Origin of the sequence: Shewanella marisflavi (genome assembly GCF_002215585.1) — a bacterium.
Lineage (GTDB): Bacteria > Pseudomonadota > Gammaproteobacteria > Enterobacterales > Shewanellaceae > Shewanella > Shewanella marisflavi.
Genome location: NZ_CP022272.1, coordinates 594,245 through 610,251, shown reverse-complemented (window position 1 = coordinate 610,251; position 16,007 = coordinate 594,245). Strand labels below are relative to the sequence as shown.

Genomic DNA, 16,007 nt, shown 5'->3' with positions numbered 1-16,007 from the left:
TATTATGTATAACTATCTAACAAAATCTCGCCGGCACGCGATTGCGCCGTCAGTGTGACCTCGCGGCCCTGTTGATGATATTGAATATCGATCGCCAGATCAGCCTCAGGCAAGAGTCCAACGCCCTTGTCAGGCCACTCAACGATACACAGGCTCGACTCAGTGAAATAATCTCTAATCCCCATGAATTCAAGTTCTTCAGGATCACTTAACCGATACAGATCAAAATGATACACATCTATATCACCCAACTCATATGGCTCAACCAGTGTATAGGTAGGGCTCTTTACCGCGCCCTTATGCCCTAGGCTTTGGATCAAACCACGGCTAAATGTGGTTTTACCTGCGCCCAATTCACCGCTCAAATAGAGAGTCAATGGCGGCTTAATCGCACTGGCTAACCTTTGACCTAAACTAACGGTTTCTGCTTCATTTTCAAGATAAACTTTCACTGTTCTCATCGTATCTATCACTAATTCAGGACAAACCTTTTTTGAGCCAGATACTTTAACCTAAACCGGCGTTTATCTAAACAAACATTAGCGCATTTTAATCTGGTTAGAGCCTGTTAATCTTTCCTGATTGTTTTTGAAGCAGCTTGTTGGCCAATTGTACAAGGCAGAGCCGGTAAAGTTTTTATCTACACCGGCTGGCGATAATGCCGTACAAAGGGGTCATCCAAATGCCCCCTGAAAGACCAACGGGCCCTGAGCTAAATCTTATCAACCAGGGCGCGAATATGTTCAAACAGGTCACAGGCCAACATCCCCCGCTCCCCCTTTTCAGCAGCAAAATCAGCCGCCACACCATGAACCACCACTCCTGCACTGGCGGCGTCCATCATAGGCATCCCTTGCGCCATTAAGGCTGCAATAATCCCGCCCAATACGTCACCACTGCCGCCGCTCGCAAGCCCCGGATTACCCACAGGCGCAACATGGCAATTTTTGCCGTCATAAATCAAGGTGCCAGCACCTTTTAGCACGACAACGCCACCATACTTAGCCTGCAACTTGTAGACGGCAGCGAACCTATCCGCCTCCACCTCTGCAATACTTATTCCCAAAAGACGGGCGGCCTCGCCACTGTGGGGCGTCAACACCCAATTGCTTTGCTTAGTCGGCTCTAATGCCAACAAATTCAGCGCATCGGCATCCATCACGCAGGGTTTATCGCTCAACCCCGTTGCCTTGAGCAAGTTGTAACCCCAGTCGCGTTTACCTAGCCCTGGACCAATCAGCAAAATATCCGCCCAGCCCAGACGCTGATACACCTCCATATCCACCAGCTCGCAACCCCAGAACATGATTTCCGGACGACCCGCATTCACTACGGTCAAATGTTCAGGCCTTGAGATCACTGCCACTAAGCCCGCGCCAGCCCTTAGACAGCTCTCAGCCGCCAATCGAGGCGCCCCGGCCATCCCAAAGTCACCGCCGATCACTGTGACTTTGCCGCAGGCGCCTTTATGACTGTTCTTTGCCCTAGCGGGCAAACCGAGATCAGTAAGACGGTAAGCGATATTAGTCACCTTAGATTCGGGTAAGAAGGGCTGTAAGCCAATATCGGCAAACCAGAGTCGCCCGACACAATCTCTTGCCTTACCTGTGATCAGGCCCTGTTTGGGCGCGCCAAAAGTCAAGGTGACATCAGCTCTAACGGCCAACAAACCTGCGCCGGTATCGACATCGATTCCTGAGGGAACATCGAGTGACAAGATCCAAGGCGAGTAACTTTGCATTAAGGTGATGATATCCACAAAGGGCGCACGAACCTCGCCTTTAACCCCTGTGCCCAACAGGCCATCAACCACGACCTCAGCCTCTTTTAAGGCGTCTTTGTAATCGGTTAATTGATGCCCACCGGCAGCCAAAAAAGCCGCCTTCGCATAATTGACCCCCTCACCTAACTCGGTACGCTCAACGGCATACAAGGAGACATCACAGCCAGATTCGAGCAGCAAGGTCGCGCAAATGTAAGCATCAGCCCCGTTGTTGCCATAGCCGGCCAAGACCAGAATTTTGTTATTGAGCTTCCCTTCGCGCTGTAATAGCTCGAAAGCCGATTGACCTGCCTTGTCGATCAATTCGCATAAACTTGCCTCACCGGACGCAATCATGCGCGCTTCGGCTTCCCTTATTGCTTGCGCCGTATATAACGCAGATGGAAGCTGCCCGTCACTAAACAACATCTGGAATCTCCTTTACAAATCTCATCTTTTCGGGCTCCCTAGCCAATCTCCTAAGCATATTCGATATTTGAGCTTTTAATCGCCAATAGATTCATGTCAAACAGCACTGAATGAAAGAAGTTTGATCTGGCACAAGAAATCGCGGCCTAAAACAACAGGGAGACTCAAAAGACTTGATAGGCAGTTATCGCCACCCAGACAACAAACAGCCCCCTAACAGCCATAATCAGTTAGATTGCTATCACAACAACTGGCTTTAACAGGGATGATTACGTAAATAAAAAAGAAAGGTAAGGAAAAAAAGCGATTTAAAATAGGGGAGTGCAGAATAAAACATTCAATATTTAGCATCACAAACAAAAAAGGCGCACAAGGCACCTTTTTTAACAAGCGTTACAACATATTGCTGGGTTAAATATCTTCCATTCTCAGGCTGCTATGCACCAGACGTTGTTGCTGGATCTTTTCGACACGCACCAGATCATTTAAAGCATTTTTCACATCACCCGGCACAGAGGATTCGGCCGTCTTCTCAAACAGACCGATCAAACGATTATCCAGATCCAGGTGCAACTCTAACAGATCATCTTCATTCATATTGGCCGCAGGAATCACCTCCTGGCAGCGTTTGATAAAGTCTTCGAACACGATATCGTTGTACCACAGCTCTAACAGACGAGATGGTGCCTCTTCGATGTAATCATCTATCTTCTGAGACACTTCTTTTTCATGTTGCTGTAAATACTCCAGCATCAACTTCACACGAGAAGAATCTACAGCACTATGCAAACGCGCATACAGACGGGCCATTTCCAAGCGACACTTAGAGACATATGCCAACTGTTCATTAAGTTGTTGAAATCTCATCTTACCTTCTCCAATCGATGCCAATTCTAGGCGTTAGTACTGACTTGATTTCATTATGGAAGTATTTACCCCAGTTTTTTTTGAACAATGTCATAGTTTGGGCACTTCTGGAGTCGCTACATTAGACAAGCTTAAAGAATTTTATCTCACATCACGCAAATGCAAATTTTGTGATCTTCTCACCGCAGTCTTGCCAATAGTCGCTAATTTAGGGGCTTTGGCAACCTACTTGCCCGGCAACAACTGGTTTAGATTGAAGCCAGCACAATGCATAAAAATTCATCCTCCGCGTCGGACAGCCACTTGTTAAGGCGCGAGAAACCTAGACACTTTCTAGCGACTGCAATGAACGCCTATAACACTATGCCCCCCGGCTTTAAGTGAAAACGTATCTACGCCAGCAATACAAAAGCGGCACCCATTGGGTGCCGCCTTACGAGTATTCAACTTGCGATTAAGCGCGGTTTATTTGTCGAATAAGCCTGACGTGGCAATTTTACGCGCATAGCGGTGGCCAGAGTGGTCTTCGTTATTGACGTTGAAATATACAATCACTAGGTCTCGGCTAGGTGATACATATAAACCTTGAGTCATCAAACCACCTTTCCACATATCGCCATCAGCCCAAAGTACATCCCACTGGCGGCTGTTAGCAACGATATCGGTAGAACCTAAATAGTCTTCCATAACAGCGCCATCGAAGCCTTTCATAAAGAATTCGTGAGAACGTTTTTCAGTATGAATGCGTTTTAGAATGTCATCTGAAACTACTTGTTCGGTAGAGATTTTGTTCCAGCTTGGCGTGTAAAGCATACCAAAGCGTGCGAAGTCTCTCAGGTTACTAGAGATTAAACCATGAGCTGCCACAACACCGTCGGTAGTCATGTGTAACTGTAGCGAACCTTCAGCGCCCACTTTTGACCATACTCGACGGTCAAATATTTGATGCCAACGTTCATGCTCTACTTCTTCAGCAATAAGCACTAACATTTGAGTAAGGCCTGAAGCGTACTGAAAAGACAAACCCGGTTCTTCTTTAGCTTTAGTGCTTTTAAGTACTTCAGCCAAAGTTTCTAGACCGTGTTTTTCGTTAGGGAAACCAAATTCAGCTTCATAAACACGGCGTGCCACGTTATTGGGATCAAAGCGAGACTCGCTGGTATCTTCCAAATCCATACCGGTCGCCATATCCAAGATATCGCGTGTGGTAATGCCGTCCCAATCGGTGCCTTTAAAATCAGTTAAGTAGTTAGTTACTGGGGCATTTTCGTCAATTTTGCCTTCACTGATAAGCATGTCGATCAATAAACTAGCGGTAGGTTTCGCTGAAGACATCCAAACATGAACATCCTCTTGGCGCATCCGTGGGTATTTTTCGTATACGATATTGCCTTTGTGCACCACGAGGAAACCCTGGGCACCATCAGATTGCTCTAAAAACTGATCCAGCGTCAGCGGCCCTTTTAACTTACTCTCTGACGTCATGTCAGATTTTATTAAGCCCACTTCAGGCATAGGCTTTTGACCCAATGGCATCACCGCTTGGCGAGCCGGTAACACTGCCGTAGGTAAAAACTCAGAAGCGCGCATGTTGAAATAAGCAGAAATATCACCGCCTAAAAACAGCTCGCCATAGTTTGCTTCACGGGTGGCCTTCTCAAGCTCTATTGGAAAACCATTTTTAAACTCAATAAGAGGTGTTTTATCTTGAGCCATCGCTTGCGGCAAAACGCAAGCAAACGCAGAGGCTAAAAGCACAGATTTGGAGACTTGACTAAACTTTTTCATGATGAATCCTATAAACAATATCTTGTTTCATAAAGTCTATAAGCCATGGCGGCCTTATAAGCTTAAAGCTAAATACCTAGCCACTAGCCGTTATTTGGCTTGCCAGTTAGGTGCACGTTTTTCAGCAAAGGCGGTAGCACCCTCATTGGCATCTTCAGTAGCCATTAGCCATTCAAACGCTGCTTTCTCAAGTTTCACCGCTTCAGGCAGTGGCAGATCTAAGCCGTTCATCACGGTAGATTTCATTTTCTGTACGGCAAGTGGTGCCGAACTGACGATATCTTTGGCGATCTGCTCACATTTCGCCATCAGCTCTTCAGCGGGAACCATGTGATTCACTAAGCCAAGACGTAGCGCTTCTGGGGCATCGATGCGGTTACCTGTGTAAAGCAATTCCAGCGCGTTACCCAGAGGGATCACGCGTGGTAAACGTTGGGTACCGTGACCACCAGGGATCCAGCCAAGACGAATCTCACCAAAACCAAAGTGTGCGTTATCGGCACATACGCGGATATCCGCGCCTAAAGCTTGCTCCAAACCACCACCGTTACAGTGACCGTGAATAGCCGCAATAACAGGTTTTGTCATGGTCATAAGACGTGGGTATAGGCGGTCAACAAAACCATCGGCGGCAGGAGAGTTCACCCATTTGATGTCAGTGCCCACACAGAATGCGCGACCTTCACCACTGATAATACCAACACGCAGCGTTGGGTCGTTTTCCAGCTCATCCCAGGCATCGGCGATCGCATTATAGGTTTCACCATCACAGGCATTCATCACCTCAGGACGGTTGATTTTTACATGCACAATACCCTTGTTCTTTTCGACGATTACTTTACTCATAATATTTTCCTCAATACTTATCTGTGAAAATTAATATTTTTTGTAATTAGGTTTGCGTTTTTCGGCAAATGCAGTCATGCCTTCGCGCTGATCTTCCGTACCAAACAGCCCATGGAAAAGACGACGCTCAAGGTTAAGCCCAGGTGCCAGTGGCACTTCGGCTTGTTGGTTAACGGCTTCTTTACCGGCTAACACGGCTAAACGGGGGTTGCTGGCAATGGCACTTGCTACTGCCAAGGCTTCATCGAGTAATTGACCGTCTTCAACGACTTTAGTGATCAAGCCGATGCGCTCTGCTTCTTCGGCGCTGAAAGGTTTACCAGTCAGGATGTAATACATGGCCTTGGCTTTGCCTACCGCACGCGTTAATCGAGCAGGACCACCGCCGCCAGGAATCACGCCTAGTGTCACTTCAGGTAAGGCAAATTTAGCGGTGCTATCGGCAATGATGATGTCGCACATCAAAGCGATTTCGGTGCCGCCACCAAAGGCAAAACCACGCACAGCTGCCACTACTGGTTTACGCAGCTTAGCCACTTGGTCCATATAGGCCGCAAGGTTGCCACGATAAGCCGAATCAAAGTCTTGTGAGGCAATCCACTTTAGGTCTGCGCCAGCACAAAAAGCTTTGTCGCCACCCGCCAGTACCATGCAGCCTATAGCGTCATCTGCATCGAAGGCTTTCAGTGCATCGGTCACATCCATTTCTACTTGTTCGTTCAAGGCGTTTAATGCTTCAGGGCGATTAAAAGTCACCACTCCCACATTGCCAATCTGTTCTGTAGTTACATATTTGTAGGTCGCCATCTTTAGCTCCTGATTAATTACTAATTCTTTACAAGTTTTTGATATTGAGTTGAAAATCGCGTCAACAATGAGCTTATGACTCGATTGGAGGCAGTCGTTCTCTCAATACTTTTTTCGAAATTCTGTCTAGGGTTGACCGTGGAAAGCTCGCCACAATCATCACGTTTCTGGGGACTTTGAAATCCGCCAGTTTTTCACGACAGTGGGCTATCACTCTCTCACTCACTTGCTCATGTTTGAGTTTTTTGCCTTCATCACTCAATGAAACAAATGCAACTGGGACTTCACCTAACATGTAGTGCTTCTGGCCAACCACGGCACACTCCATCACCAAACCGGTTTCATCGATGGCAGTTTCGATCTCTAGTGCAGCAACGTTTTCACCGCCAACGCGCAACATATCTTTGTAACGCGCGACATAATGCAGCCAGCCTTGCTCATCGATGCGGATGATGTCGCCGGTATCGAGAGCGCCACTCTTATCGAACGCTTCCGCGGTATGGTCAGCTTGTTGGTAATATTCTTTAAACAGCGTCACGCCGCGCTCGCCACGCACGAACAAGAGACCTTGCTCGCCTGGCCCGGCTAAACGCCCATCTTCTTCCTTACGAATTTCGATATCGTAGAAGGGTGAAGGACGGCCAATGCTCCCCGCAGGGCCTGGGTGAAACGGGTCGGTCACGATGCAAGCAGAGAGGGTTTCCGTCATGCCCCACATCGCCATAATTTGTACACCAAACTCTTTTTCAAGCTCGGGCATCAGCTCAAGCCCCATCATCACTCGGACTTTATGGTCTGAAGGCACTGGCTTACCTTTAAGCGCTTTAAAAGCGAAAGGAATCATAGATATCCAAGTGATATCATGAGCAACACAAGCATCCCAAAAACGCGATACTGAGAATTTAGGCTGCACAACGACAGTACCGCCGACCCACAAGGTGCTTAATAAACTGATCTGCGCGTTGGCATGAAACAGGGGTAGAAAGAGTAAAGTTCTGTCGTCGTTATTTAAACGCAGGTTGGTTGACATCGACTTACCCGCCCACAATGCATTGGCATTGCTCCACATGGTGGGTTTAGGGCGTGAGGTGGTGCCTGATGTAAACTGAACCGCAAAATTACGCTCAGGATCGCTGGTCAGCTCAGGAATGGGCTCATTGCACGCGAGATCGGCAAAAGATTCTGTATGTAAAATGGCAACAGCTTCTGGTGTCATCTCCCCAGAGACAATCACCGGCGTTAAGTCGCCGCATGCTTCACGCACCACATTTGCATAGTCTGCTGACGTGATCGCACACACAGGGTTCATGACCTGCGCGAAATAGTGAACATTTTCCGCCACTGAACGCGTATTGGTCGTCACCGGCACAGCACCAAGATAAGCACAGGCAAACCAAGCGATAAGAAAATCAGGAGAATTGTCAAAATGCATTAAGACAAATTTTCCTTCACTTACCCCGCGCTTTTTCAGTCCGGCTGCAACCTGCTTGGCTGCAAGTGATAACTCCGCATAAGTCCAAGATTGACTTGGGCTGTCATCGAAAGGAGACCAAACAACAAACGGCTTGTCTGGTTGGCGCTCAACCCATTGGTTCAGCAGCCAAGCAACGTCCATACAACGAAACTGTTCCAATTTAGAGGCTTTATGTTCGTTTACTTTCATCGACTTATTCTCCTTTCAACGATAATTGCGAGATAAACCTTAAAGACTAAGGATTACGTTTCTCTACATAGATAACGTGGTGAGCGACGCATACAACTTGACCATGTTGGTTAGTGGTCACTTTCTCTTCAGTGATCAAACCGTGAGTCGGGCGTTTAGGATGATCTTTTTTCTCAATCACAGTCATGGTGACTTGAATGGTGTCACCTTCAAACACAGGGTTTGGGTAACGGATTTTGTCGTAGCCGTAAGACATGCCATGTGGGTTTAATGGCTCACCTTGAATGCATAACCCCGTGCTGATACTAAATGTCGCGTTGCCATGGATAATCGGCTTTTTAAACGGTTGTGTCTTACACCACTCAGCATCTGTGTGGTGTGGCATCCAGTCACCCGAATGCATTGCGTGCATAACAAAATCAGTTTCTGTAATGGTTCTGCCTGCAGTCGTACGTGTTTCGCCGATTTCAAAATCTTCAAAGAATTTGGCTACTTCTTTATACTTCGCTACTTCACTCATATCTGTTCTCTCTTTTTGAATTCTGCATGTCGCAGAATTTAAGGAAATTTAGCTTGGCATCGAACATCTGCACCATGCCATCTGGCTGAGCCTATCCTCGCTGAATATCAATAGCGGGGTAGGCTCAATCACTTGGGGTTATGCCGTAGGAGTTCGCTTGGTCACAAACAACTCATGCTCAACATAAGCCACGGTGTCGCCGCGTTGGTTAGTGGTCACTTCGGTCTGTGTTATCAGGCCGTGTGTTTTCTGCTTAGGATGGTCTTTCTTCTCAATGATGGTGACTTCTACCTTGATAGTGTCCCCAGGAAAGACAGGCGCTGGATAACGCACTTTGTTGAAGCCGTAAGCCATGATGTTTGGATTTTCTGAAGAAGACTGGAAAATCAAACCAGTACTGACACAGAAAGTCAGATTGCCGTGGGCAATACGCGTTCTAAATGGTTGCTCTTTAGCAAATTCTTCGTTGGTGTGATGCGGTTGCCAGTCACCACTGTGCATGGCATGCATGACAATGTCGGTTTCCGTAATGGTGCGTGCGTTAGTGACAAAGCTTTCGCCAATTTCGAAATCTTCAAAAAACTTATGATCTGACATGATATTTACCTTCTATTTGAATTTGGAAACCCAACCTGGCCATAGCCTTATAGATACACCCAGGTTGGTATTACATCTTTTCGCTTGATGTGATTAACGTGGAAGTCCAACGGCTTTCGCTGCAACCAGTGCTTGCACTTCTTCTTCGCTATAGCCAAGGCCAGTTAGCGCAGACATAGTGTGCTCGCCAACTTTAGGTGGGTTTTGCGGCTTAACCTTGTTAATGCCGTTACCTTCAACCTGGATTGGGCTATCAATGGTGCGGATACCGTCAGTACCCTCTACTTCAGGGAAGCAGCCATTGGCGATCATGTGCTCGTCACGAGTACACTCTTCAGTGGTTTGCACCACGCTGAAGTTGACTCCGAACTCTTTTAGGCGTGCTTTAACCTTAGCGAGATCATGCTGGCCAACAATCGCTTGCATCTCATCAAACAGCGCTTGATGGTTTACCGCACGCTGCTCAGGCGTTGCGAAGCGCTCATCACCTTTTAAGTGATCCGCGCCGAAGGCATCGCGCAAGTTATCAACGTTGTTTGGGTTCAGCTCAACGATAATGACATAACGGTTATCTTGGGTTTTGAACACACCACCAGTGACTGGGTTTGGCCACTCTTCGCGGTGATACTTCTTCATCGCTGGTGCGCCAACTAATGCGGCCTGCATCATGCTTGAGTTAGCCCACAAGCCGTTATTCATCAGAGAGGTAGAGACTTTAGAGCCTTTACCTGTACGCTCTTTATGGAAAAGGCCTGTCATTACTGCACTGAACAGCGCCGTGGCGGTATTCAAGTCGCCGGTGCCAACTGGGAGCGGAACTGGGCTAGCTTCTTTCGGACGCAGCTCTTCCATAATGCCTGTACGTGCATACCAAGCTGTCATGTCAAAGCCTGGGGCATCTTTGTCTGGACCTTCCAAACCGAAGCCGTTTATCCAGGCGTATACGATTTCTGGATTGACCGCTTTGATATCTTCGTAGGTGTGCTTAAGGTGTTTTTGCACATTACGTGGAGAGTTAGTTAAGAACACATCCGCCGTCGCGACTAACTTAAGTAACGCCGCCTGTGCTTCTGGCTTTTTCAAATCCAGAGCCACTGACTTCTTAGTGCGGTTCTGTGTATAGGTGGTGTAGGCTATTTTGCTTTTTGGCATGCCAGCAACCATGTGACCATAGCGCCATGGGTCGCCTGCTAGCGGTTCAATCTTAATCACTTCAGCACCGTGGTCGGCAAGCATTACGGTTGCAGATGGTGCAGCTGCCATTGATGCAACTTCAATTACTCGGATACCTTCTAGAATTCCAGCCATTGTGGAGTCTCCTAATTTGAACTAAATCTACAAAACCTACGCATTAATAAATCTATTGATTGCAATGTGTTGGCTTAACTAAAAATCCAGTACAACTTGATTGTTCAATGCACCTTGGTTGCAAAATGAACTCAAGTGACTGATTACGTGAACCGGCCAAAACAGCAGGGGCCATAGTTGGGGTGATAAAATCGCAATGTTAATTTGCATTGTGATTCTGCCTCCCCTTCTCGATTCACCAGAAAGTAGTCAATGTATGATTAGGTCCTCCTCAAGCTAGCGGGGGGAACTCATCTTTGTTGCCATCTCTCCGTCTTGTGATTAATTTATGCCAGTTTTTAATATACGAACAATACAATTTGAAGGACTCAACCCTTCAAACAACTTTTGGTAACTGAGCATGCTTTAGCCGATAAGCCAGGATTCAAAGGAGCTAGATTCAATCGAGCGAGTGCCGCTGACGGCAAACCCAGAGGTAAATCGAAGTAGGATGTTTTGCTGTAAAAAAGCTTGTGAGAAAAAACCTGCTGGGGCATATTGGCTGGCCCCATACCTCTGCAAGATACGCTCAGCGAAGGATACAGAGAGTCAACTGAGCTAATGTTGCCGATAGTGACAACAACACATAAGTGAAATAAAGTGCTTCTATGGGATTAAAAACTTTAGATGGGAAATTTGCAGCAACATAAAGAGTTAGACGCATAAGCCCTACGAACTGGACCTAAGCCTTTGCAAGGTATCGCCCTTACTCTGCACAAAGCAGCAACTGAGCTAATGTGGTGATTAATTTTAAAGGGGAAGTTAAAACTGAAAAGAAGATTAGAGCGACATATCGCCTTAGCAACAAACAGCCGATGAGATAAACCTTGGTAAGGTATCGCCCTTTTGCTCTATACAAAGAGTCAACTGAGCTAATGTGGTGAATAATTTTAAAGGGGAAGTTAAAACTGAAAAGAAGATTGGAGCGACATATCGGGTTCGAACCGATGACCTATACCTTGGCAAGGTATCGCTATTACTCTGCGCAAAGCAGCAACTGAGCTAATGTCGTGAATAATTTTAAAGGGGGAGTTAAAACTAAAAAGAAGATTGGAGCGACATATCGGGTTCGAACCGATGACCTATACCTTGGCAAGGTATCGCTCTACCAACTGAGCTAATGTCGCATAAATCTTTAAACTTGGAGCGACATATCGGCTTCGAAACAAACAACCGATGACATAAACCTTGGTAAGGTATCGCTCTTTTGCTCTATACAAAGAGTCAACTGAGCTAATGTCGCATAAAATTTTGGAGCGACATATCGGGTTCGAACCGATGACCTATACCTTGGCAAGGTATCGCTCTACCAACTGAGCTAATGTCGCATAAAATTTGGAGCGACATATCGGGTTCGAACCGATGACCTATACCTTGGCAAGGTATCGCTCTACCAACTGAGCTAATGTCGCTTAAAATCTGTGAGTCTGGATATTGGTGTAACCAAACTTTTGTAATTTGGAGCGACATATCGGGTTCGAACCGATGACCTATACCTTGGCAAGGTATCGCTCTACCAACTGAGCTAATGTCGCATAAATTTTTTCGAGCTAAATTAACTGTCATCATCAACAAAAGTTATCGTCTTTCACCTTTTATCAACTGAGCTAATATCGCATTTCAATCTCTACCAACGAACACGCTAGTAAAAAGTTGAGGCCGCATTATAGGAGAATTTCGCCCCTCTGCAACCCCCTAATTTAAAATTTTCTACCGTTTGGTCAAATTTTAAATACTTTCTCGCGATAATATTGCAGTTCGGCAATCGACTCCTGAATATCAACCAAGGCTTGGTGAGTCCCCTGCTTCTTGAAACCGTTCATCACCTCTGGCTTCCAGCGACGCACTAACTCTTTGACTGAACTCACATCAATATTGCGGTAATGGAAATAATCTTCCAAGGCTGGCATGTAACGATTCATAAAACGCCTGTCCTGGCCAATGCTGTTACCACACATGGGTGAAACACCTGCCGGGACATGTTGTGAAAGAAAGGCTATCGTCTGCTCTATAGCATCTTGCTCACTAAAGTCACTCGCTTTGACTCTTTCGATCAAGCCTGACTCGCCATGGTGCTTCTGATTCCAATCATCCATGGCGGCTAATACATCTTCACTCTGATGAATTGCAATCACGGGCCCTTCGGCCAATATGTTTAACTCTTTATCTGTCACGATTGTCGCAATTTCAATAATTCTATCGACCTCAGGCTCTAACCCTGTCATCTCAAGATCTACCCAAATCAGATTCGTTTCATCTGCAGCCATATATCTGCCTTATCAATGCGTGTTTGCCTAAATTCAGGCTTTTTTATTTAAGACCGTGTATCATACTGCTTTTTTAGATGACACAAAATAACCTTATTTTGACGATGACGATATTGTGAGTAAGAAGAAACCCCTAAGCCAAGGTCAACGCCGTCGCATGCGTGCCAATCAAGAGAAGCGTTTGCAGCGAAAAGACACCGAAAACGCCACCGTTGAGTTACAGGATAGCTCACTGGGACCAGAGCAGCTCGGCACCGTCATTTCTCGTTTCGGTCAACATGCTGATGTTGAAACAGAAAGCGGCGAACTGGTTCGCTGTAATATTCGCCGAAACATTCAAAGCTTGGTCACTGGCGATAAAGTCATTGTTCGTCAGGCCACCGAAACCAGCGCCACCATAGCTGGCGTCATCGAAGCCGTTCATCCTAGGCACTCGTCACTCTCACGCCCGGATCTGTATGATGGCATCAAGATTATCGCCGCTAATATCGACCAGATCCTTATTGTGTCGTCAGTGGTCCCTAGTTTTACGACTCAAATTATCGACCGCTATCTCGTTGCTGCCGAAGACACAGGCATAGCCCCTGTCATCATACTCAATAAGATCGATCTGCTTAGCGACGAAGAGGCACCTCAGGTCGAAGCGGCGCTAAAGCGGTATCAGGCCATTGGCTACTCCGTCTATCAAGTCAGTAGCAAGTCAGGCGAAGGGGTTGAAGCCATTAAAGCCCTGTTAAAAGATAAGGTCAGCGTATTTGTTGGTCAATCGGGTGTGGGTAAGTCTTCGCTTATTAATGCTCTGTTACCAGAAGCTGAATTGATCACAGGTGATGTATCTGAAACATCAGGCTTGGGTCAACACACCACAACCACGGCCAAACTGCTGCATTTCCCCAGCGGCGGCGATCTGGTGGACTCTCCGGGTGTACGAGAATTTGCCCTATGGCACTTGCCTGCCGAGCGCGTAGGCTGGTGCTTTATTGAATTTAGAGATTACCTCGGCACCTGTAAGTTCAGAGACTGTAAACATAAAAATGACCCGGGCTGCGCCATCACCCAGGCTTTCGAGGAGGGTAAAATCTCCCAAGACAGATACAACAACTATCATCGTATAATCGATAGCCTAGATGAGCAGCGCCATGCCCGTCATTTCAGAAACGACACCGATTAACTAGGGCCTGTTGTTCTTTGCTTAAACTTGAGAGATCAACAGACCCTAAAGTAAGAACAGCCAGATTGGATTTGAAGGAAAACATACTGTGGACAAATTGAAGATTGCCTTGCAATACATAATGCCAAAGCACCTGCTATCACGACTCGTGGGTAAACTGGCAGCCGCCGAACTTGGCGCAGTGACCACAAGTGTAATTAAATGGTTTATCAAGCAATATAAAATAGACATGAGTGAAGCCGCCGCAAGCGAGCCTGAAGCCTATGCCAGCTTCAACGCCTTCTTCACTCGCGCCTTAAAGCCCGGTATCCGTCCTCTGTGTGATGATGACGACTATATCGTCCATCCGGTAGATGGTGCGGTCAGCCAGTGCGGTCCCATCAAAGAGGGTCGCATCTTTCAGGCAAAAGGACATGAATATTCATCACTTGCCCTTTTAGGCGATCAAAGTGATGATGCCAAACGCTTCGAAGGCGGTGACTTTGCCACTATCTATCTGGCACCTAAGGACTACCACAGAATTCACATGCCCATCAAAGGCACTTTGTCTAAGATGACCTATGTACCGGGCGAGTTGTTTTCGGTTAACCCACTGACGGCGGAAAATGTTCCGGGTCTATTTGCCCGCAACGAGCGTGTGGTTGCCATCTTCGAAACCGAAATTGGTCCTATGGCCATGGTATTAGTAGGTGCGACGATCGTCGCCAGCATAGAAACCGTCTGGGCAGGCACAGTCACGCCACCGACAGGCAAGAAGGTGTTTACCTGGGACTATCCGACCGAGGGCCCAGAGGCAATTACCTTAGACAAAGGCGACGAGATGGGACGCTTCAAGCTGGGTAGCACAGTCGTGATGCTGTTTGCCAAAGACGCGATCGAACACTTTGCCGATGGCGTAGAGCCTAAGGCCGTCACCCGCATGGGACAAGCCTTCGCCAAAATCGATTAGAGGAAATATTGAATACGCACAGCAGCGAACGCTCGGGATTAATTGAACTGCATCTGGCCGTCCTCCTGTTTGGGGGAACGGCACTCTTTTCCAAACTGATCCCACTCAGCGCCCTGGATATCACGGCGCTACGCTGCTGCATCGCCGCACTTGCTCTCGGCCTATTGGTTAAACTGAGTGGTTATCACCTCAAGCTTAATCAAGTTAAAGACTACTATATTGCCATTGGGCTAGGCATCATCGTCAGCCTCCACTGGGTCACCTACTTTGCCGCCATGCAGCTCTCGTCTGTGGCCATCGGCATGATAGCCTTCTTTACCTACCCTGTGATGACCGTTCTGGTCGAGCCATTTTTTACCGGCAAGCGACTGGAGCTGGCCGATATTATCAGCGGTATCTGCGTGCTCCTTGGCGTAAGCTTGCTGATCCCCGAAGCCAACCTAGGGAATGATGTCACCCTAGGGATCATCATAGGAGTACTCTCTGCGGCTTTGTTTACCGCGAGAAACCTCCTACATAAGCGCTACTTTGCCAGCTACACGGGCGCCCAAGCCATGTACTACCAAACCGGCGTCAGCGCACTATTTCTGCTACCCTGGCTCGAGGTCGAGCCCAGCAGCATCCAAGCCAACGTCTGGTGGCTAGTTATCTTATTAGGTATCGTCTTTACCGCCGCGCCCCACGCCCTATTTACCTCGGCGCTGCGCCAGCTCAGTGCCAAGACGGTCAGTCTGGTCTCCTGCCTGCAACCCCTATACGGTGCCCTACTGGCCCTATTAATCTTGGGCGAAGGACTGGCGCTGAAAACCTTAATCGGTGGCGCCCTGGTGGTGTTTACCGCTGTATATGAAACCCAAAAGAGCCACAAAGCCAATCGCGCTCAGAAGGCCAGCCGTTAACCCTCTAGCATCTGCGGCAAACTTATCTCCACTCGGGTCAAATTAAACGATTCATAGATATCATTTTTAAACTAACTTGGTAATATATATTCGTC

Annotated in this window: 14 protein-coding genes and 5 tRNA genes; 3 read left to right on the top strand and 16 right to left on the bottom strand. The window is 47.3% G+C overall.

Annotated features, from left to right (window positions below; all coding sequences use genetic code 11):
* Positions 1 to 2: 2 nt before the first annotated feature.
* The 16 genes from tsaE to orn form a co-directional block, all read right to left on the bottom strand.
* Positions 3 to 461 carry a tRNA (adenosine(37)-N6)-threonylcarbamoyltransferase complex ATPase subunit type 1 TsaE gene (gene tsaE / locus CFF01_RS02755; RefSeq protein WP_033538744.1) on the bottom strand — a complete coding sequence of 153 codons (459 nt, stop codon included), beginning with the start codon at positions 459 to 461 and terminating at the stop codon, positions 3 to 5.
* A gap of 251 nt (positions 462 to 712) precedes the next feature.
* Positions 713 to 2,191 (bottom strand): NAD(P)H-hydrate dehydratase, encoded by a 1,479-nt coding sequence (locus CFF01_RS02750; protein WP_088903777.1) that lies wholly within the window; start codon positions 2,189 to 2,191, stop codon positions 713 to 715.
* Between the two features lie 411 nt (positions 2,192 to 2,602).
* On the bottom strand, positions 2,603 to 3,058 hold the full coding sequence (locus CFF01_RS02745; protein WP_033538746.1) for a hypothetical protein: 456 nt from the start codon (positions 3,056 to 3,058) through the stop codon (positions 2,603 to 2,605).
* Between the two features lie 465 nt (positions 3,059 to 3,523).
* A complete protein-coding gene (locus CFF01_RS02740) occupies positions 3,524 to 4,846 on the bottom strand; it encodes a serine hydrolase domain-containing protein (protein ID WP_088903776.1) in 1,323 nt (440 codons plus the stop codon).
* A 90-nt stretch (positions 4,847 to 4,936) separates the two neighbouring features.
* Entirely contained in the window at positions 4,937 to 5,692 is a 756-nt protein-coding gene (locus tag CFF01_RS02735; protein ID WP_033538747.1) for an enoyl-CoA hydratase/isomerase family protein, read from the bottom strand.
* A gap of 30 nt (positions 5,693 to 5,722) precedes the next feature.
* Positions 5,723 to 6,499, bottom strand: coding sequence for an enoyl-CoA hydratase-related protein (locus CFF01_RS02730; RefSeq protein ID WP_033538748.1), 777 nt, complete (start codon positions 6,497 to 6,499; stop codon positions 5,723 to 5,725).
* A gap of 73 nt (positions 6,500 to 6,572) precedes the next feature.
* Positions 6,573 to 8,162: an AMP-binding protein gene (locus tag CFF01_RS02725; RefSeq protein WP_088903775.1), complete on the bottom strand. Its 1,590-nt coding sequence runs from the start codon at positions 8,160 to 8,162 to the stop codon at positions 6,573 to 6,575.
* Positions 8,163 to 8,208: 46 nt separating this feature from the next.
* Complete coding sequence (locus CFF01_RS02720; protein WP_033538749.1) at positions 8,209 to 8,682, bottom strand: MaoC family dehydratase; 474 nt, start codon at positions 8,680 to 8,682, stop codon at positions 8,209 to 8,211.
* 138 nt (positions 8,683 to 8,820) lie between these two features.
* Positions 8,821 to 9,279 carry a MaoC/PaaZ C-terminal domain-containing protein gene (locus CFF01_RS02715; RefSeq protein WP_088903774.1) on the bottom strand — a complete coding sequence of 153 codons (459 nt, stop codon included), beginning with the start codon at positions 9,277 to 9,279 and terminating at the stop codon, positions 8,821 to 8,823.
* Positions 9,280 to 9,372: 93 nt separating this feature from the next.
* Positions 9,373 to 10,587: a CaiB/BaiF CoA transferase family protein gene (locus CFF01_RS02710; protein WP_088903773.1), complete on the bottom strand. Its 1,215-nt coding sequence runs from the start codon at positions 10,585 to 10,587 to the stop codon at positions 9,373 to 9,375.
* A gap of 1,090 nt (positions 10,588 to 11,677) precedes the next feature.
* Positions 11,678 to 11,753, bottom strand: a tRNA-Gly gene (locus CFF01_RS02700).
* Between the two features lie 15 nt (positions 11,754 to 11,768).
* Positions 11,769 to 11,869 (bottom strand) — tRNA-Gly (locus tag CFF01_RS19110).
* A gap of 9 nt (positions 11,870 to 11,878) precedes the next feature.
* Positions 11,879 to 11,954, bottom strand: a tRNA-Gly gene (locus CFF01_RS02695).
* Between the two features lie 8 nt (positions 11,955 to 11,962).
* Positions 11,963 to 12,038, bottom strand: a tRNA-Gly gene (locus tag CFF01_RS02690).
* A 47-nt stretch (positions 12,039 to 12,085) separates the two neighbouring features.
* Positions 12,086 to 12,161: transfer RNA gene (locus CFF01_RS02685), tRNA-Gly, on the bottom strand.
* A gap of 186 nt (positions 12,162 to 12,347) precedes the next feature.
* Positions 12,348 to 12,893, bottom strand: a complete 546-nt coding sequence (gene orn, locus CFF01_RS02680; protein WP_033538752.1) for an oligoribonuclease — start codon at positions 12,891 to 12,893, stop codon at positions 12,348 to 12,350.
* 115 nt (positions 12,894 to 13,008) lie between these two features.
* On the opposite strand from orn, the gene rsgA reads away from it, so the two are divergent.
* The 3 genes from rsgA to CFF01_RS02665 all read left to right on the top strand — a co-directional run bounded on the left by rsgA (position 13,009) and on the right by CFF01_RS02665 (position 15,912).
* On the top strand, positions 13,009 to 14,064 hold the full coding sequence (gene rsgA / locus CFF01_RS02675) for a small ribosomal subunit biogenesis GTPase RsgA (protein ID WP_088903772.1): 1,056 nt from the start codon (positions 13,009 to 13,011) through the stop codon (positions 14,062 to 14,064).
* 88 nt (positions 14,065 to 14,152) lie between these two features.
* Positions 14,153 to 15,013 (top strand): archaetidylserine decarboxylase, encoded by an 861-nt coding sequence (gene asd, locus CFF01_RS02670; protein WP_088903771.1) that lies wholly within the window; start codon positions 14,153 to 14,155, stop codon positions 15,011 to 15,013.
* Positions 15,014 to 15,021: 8 nt separating this feature from the next.
* A complete protein-coding gene (locus CFF01_RS02665) occupies positions 15,022 to 15,912 on the top strand; it encodes a DMT family transporter (RefSeq protein WP_088903770.1) in 891 nt (296 codons plus the stop codon).
* The last annotated feature ends 95 nt before the right edge of the window (positions 15,913 to 16,007 follow it).

What these genes read in the sequence shown, in the direction of transcription:
- CFF01_RS02735 (WP_033538747.1), bottom strand. Translation starts at nt 5,692, where the DNA reads ATGAGTAAAGTAATCGTCGAAAAGAACAAGGGTATTGTGCATGTAAAA.
- CFF01_RS02730 (WP_033538748.1), bottom strand. Translation starts at nt 6,499, where the DNA reads ATGGCGACCTACAAATATGTAACTACAGAACAGATTGGCAATGTGGGA.
- CFF01_RS02750 (WP_088903777.1), bottom strand. Translation starts at nt 2,191, where the DNA reads ATGTTGTTTAGTGACGGGCAGCTTCCATCTGCGTTATATACGGCGCAA.
- CFF01_RS02740 (WP_088903776.1), bottom strand. Translation starts at nt 4,846, where the DNA reads ATGAAAAAGTTTAGTCAAGTCTCCAAATCTGTGCTTTTAGCCTCTGCG.
- CFF01_RS02745 (WP_033538746.1), bottom strand. Translation starts at nt 3,058, where the DNA reads ATGAGATTTCAACAACTTAATGAACAGTTGGCATATGTCTCTAAGTGT.
- orn (WP_033538752.1), bottom strand. Translation starts at nt 12,893, where the DNA reads ATGGCTGCAGATGAAACGAATCTGATTTGGGTAGATCTTGAGATGACA.
- tsaE (WP_033538744.1), bottom strand. Translation starts at nt 461, where the DNA reads ATGAGAACAGTGAAAGTTTATCTTGAAAATGAAGCAGAAACCGTTAGT.
- CFF01_RS02720 (WP_033538749.1), bottom strand. Translation starts at nt 8,682, where the DNA reads ATGAGTGAAGTAGCGAAGTATAAAGAAGTAGCCAAATTCTTTGAAGAT.
- CFF01_RS02715 (WP_088903774.1), bottom strand. Translation starts at nt 9,279, where the DNA reads ATGTCAGATCATAAGTTTTTTGAAGATTTCGAAATTGGCGAAAGCTTT.
- CFF01_RS02725 (WP_088903775.1), bottom strand. Translation starts at nt 8,162, where the DNA reads ATGAAAGTAAACGAACATAAAGCCTCTAAATTGGAACAGTTTCGTTGT.
- CFF01_RS02710 (WP_088903773.1), bottom strand. Translation starts at nt 10,587, where the DNA reads ATGGCTGGAATTCTAGAAGGTATCCGAGTAATTGAAGTTGCATCAATG.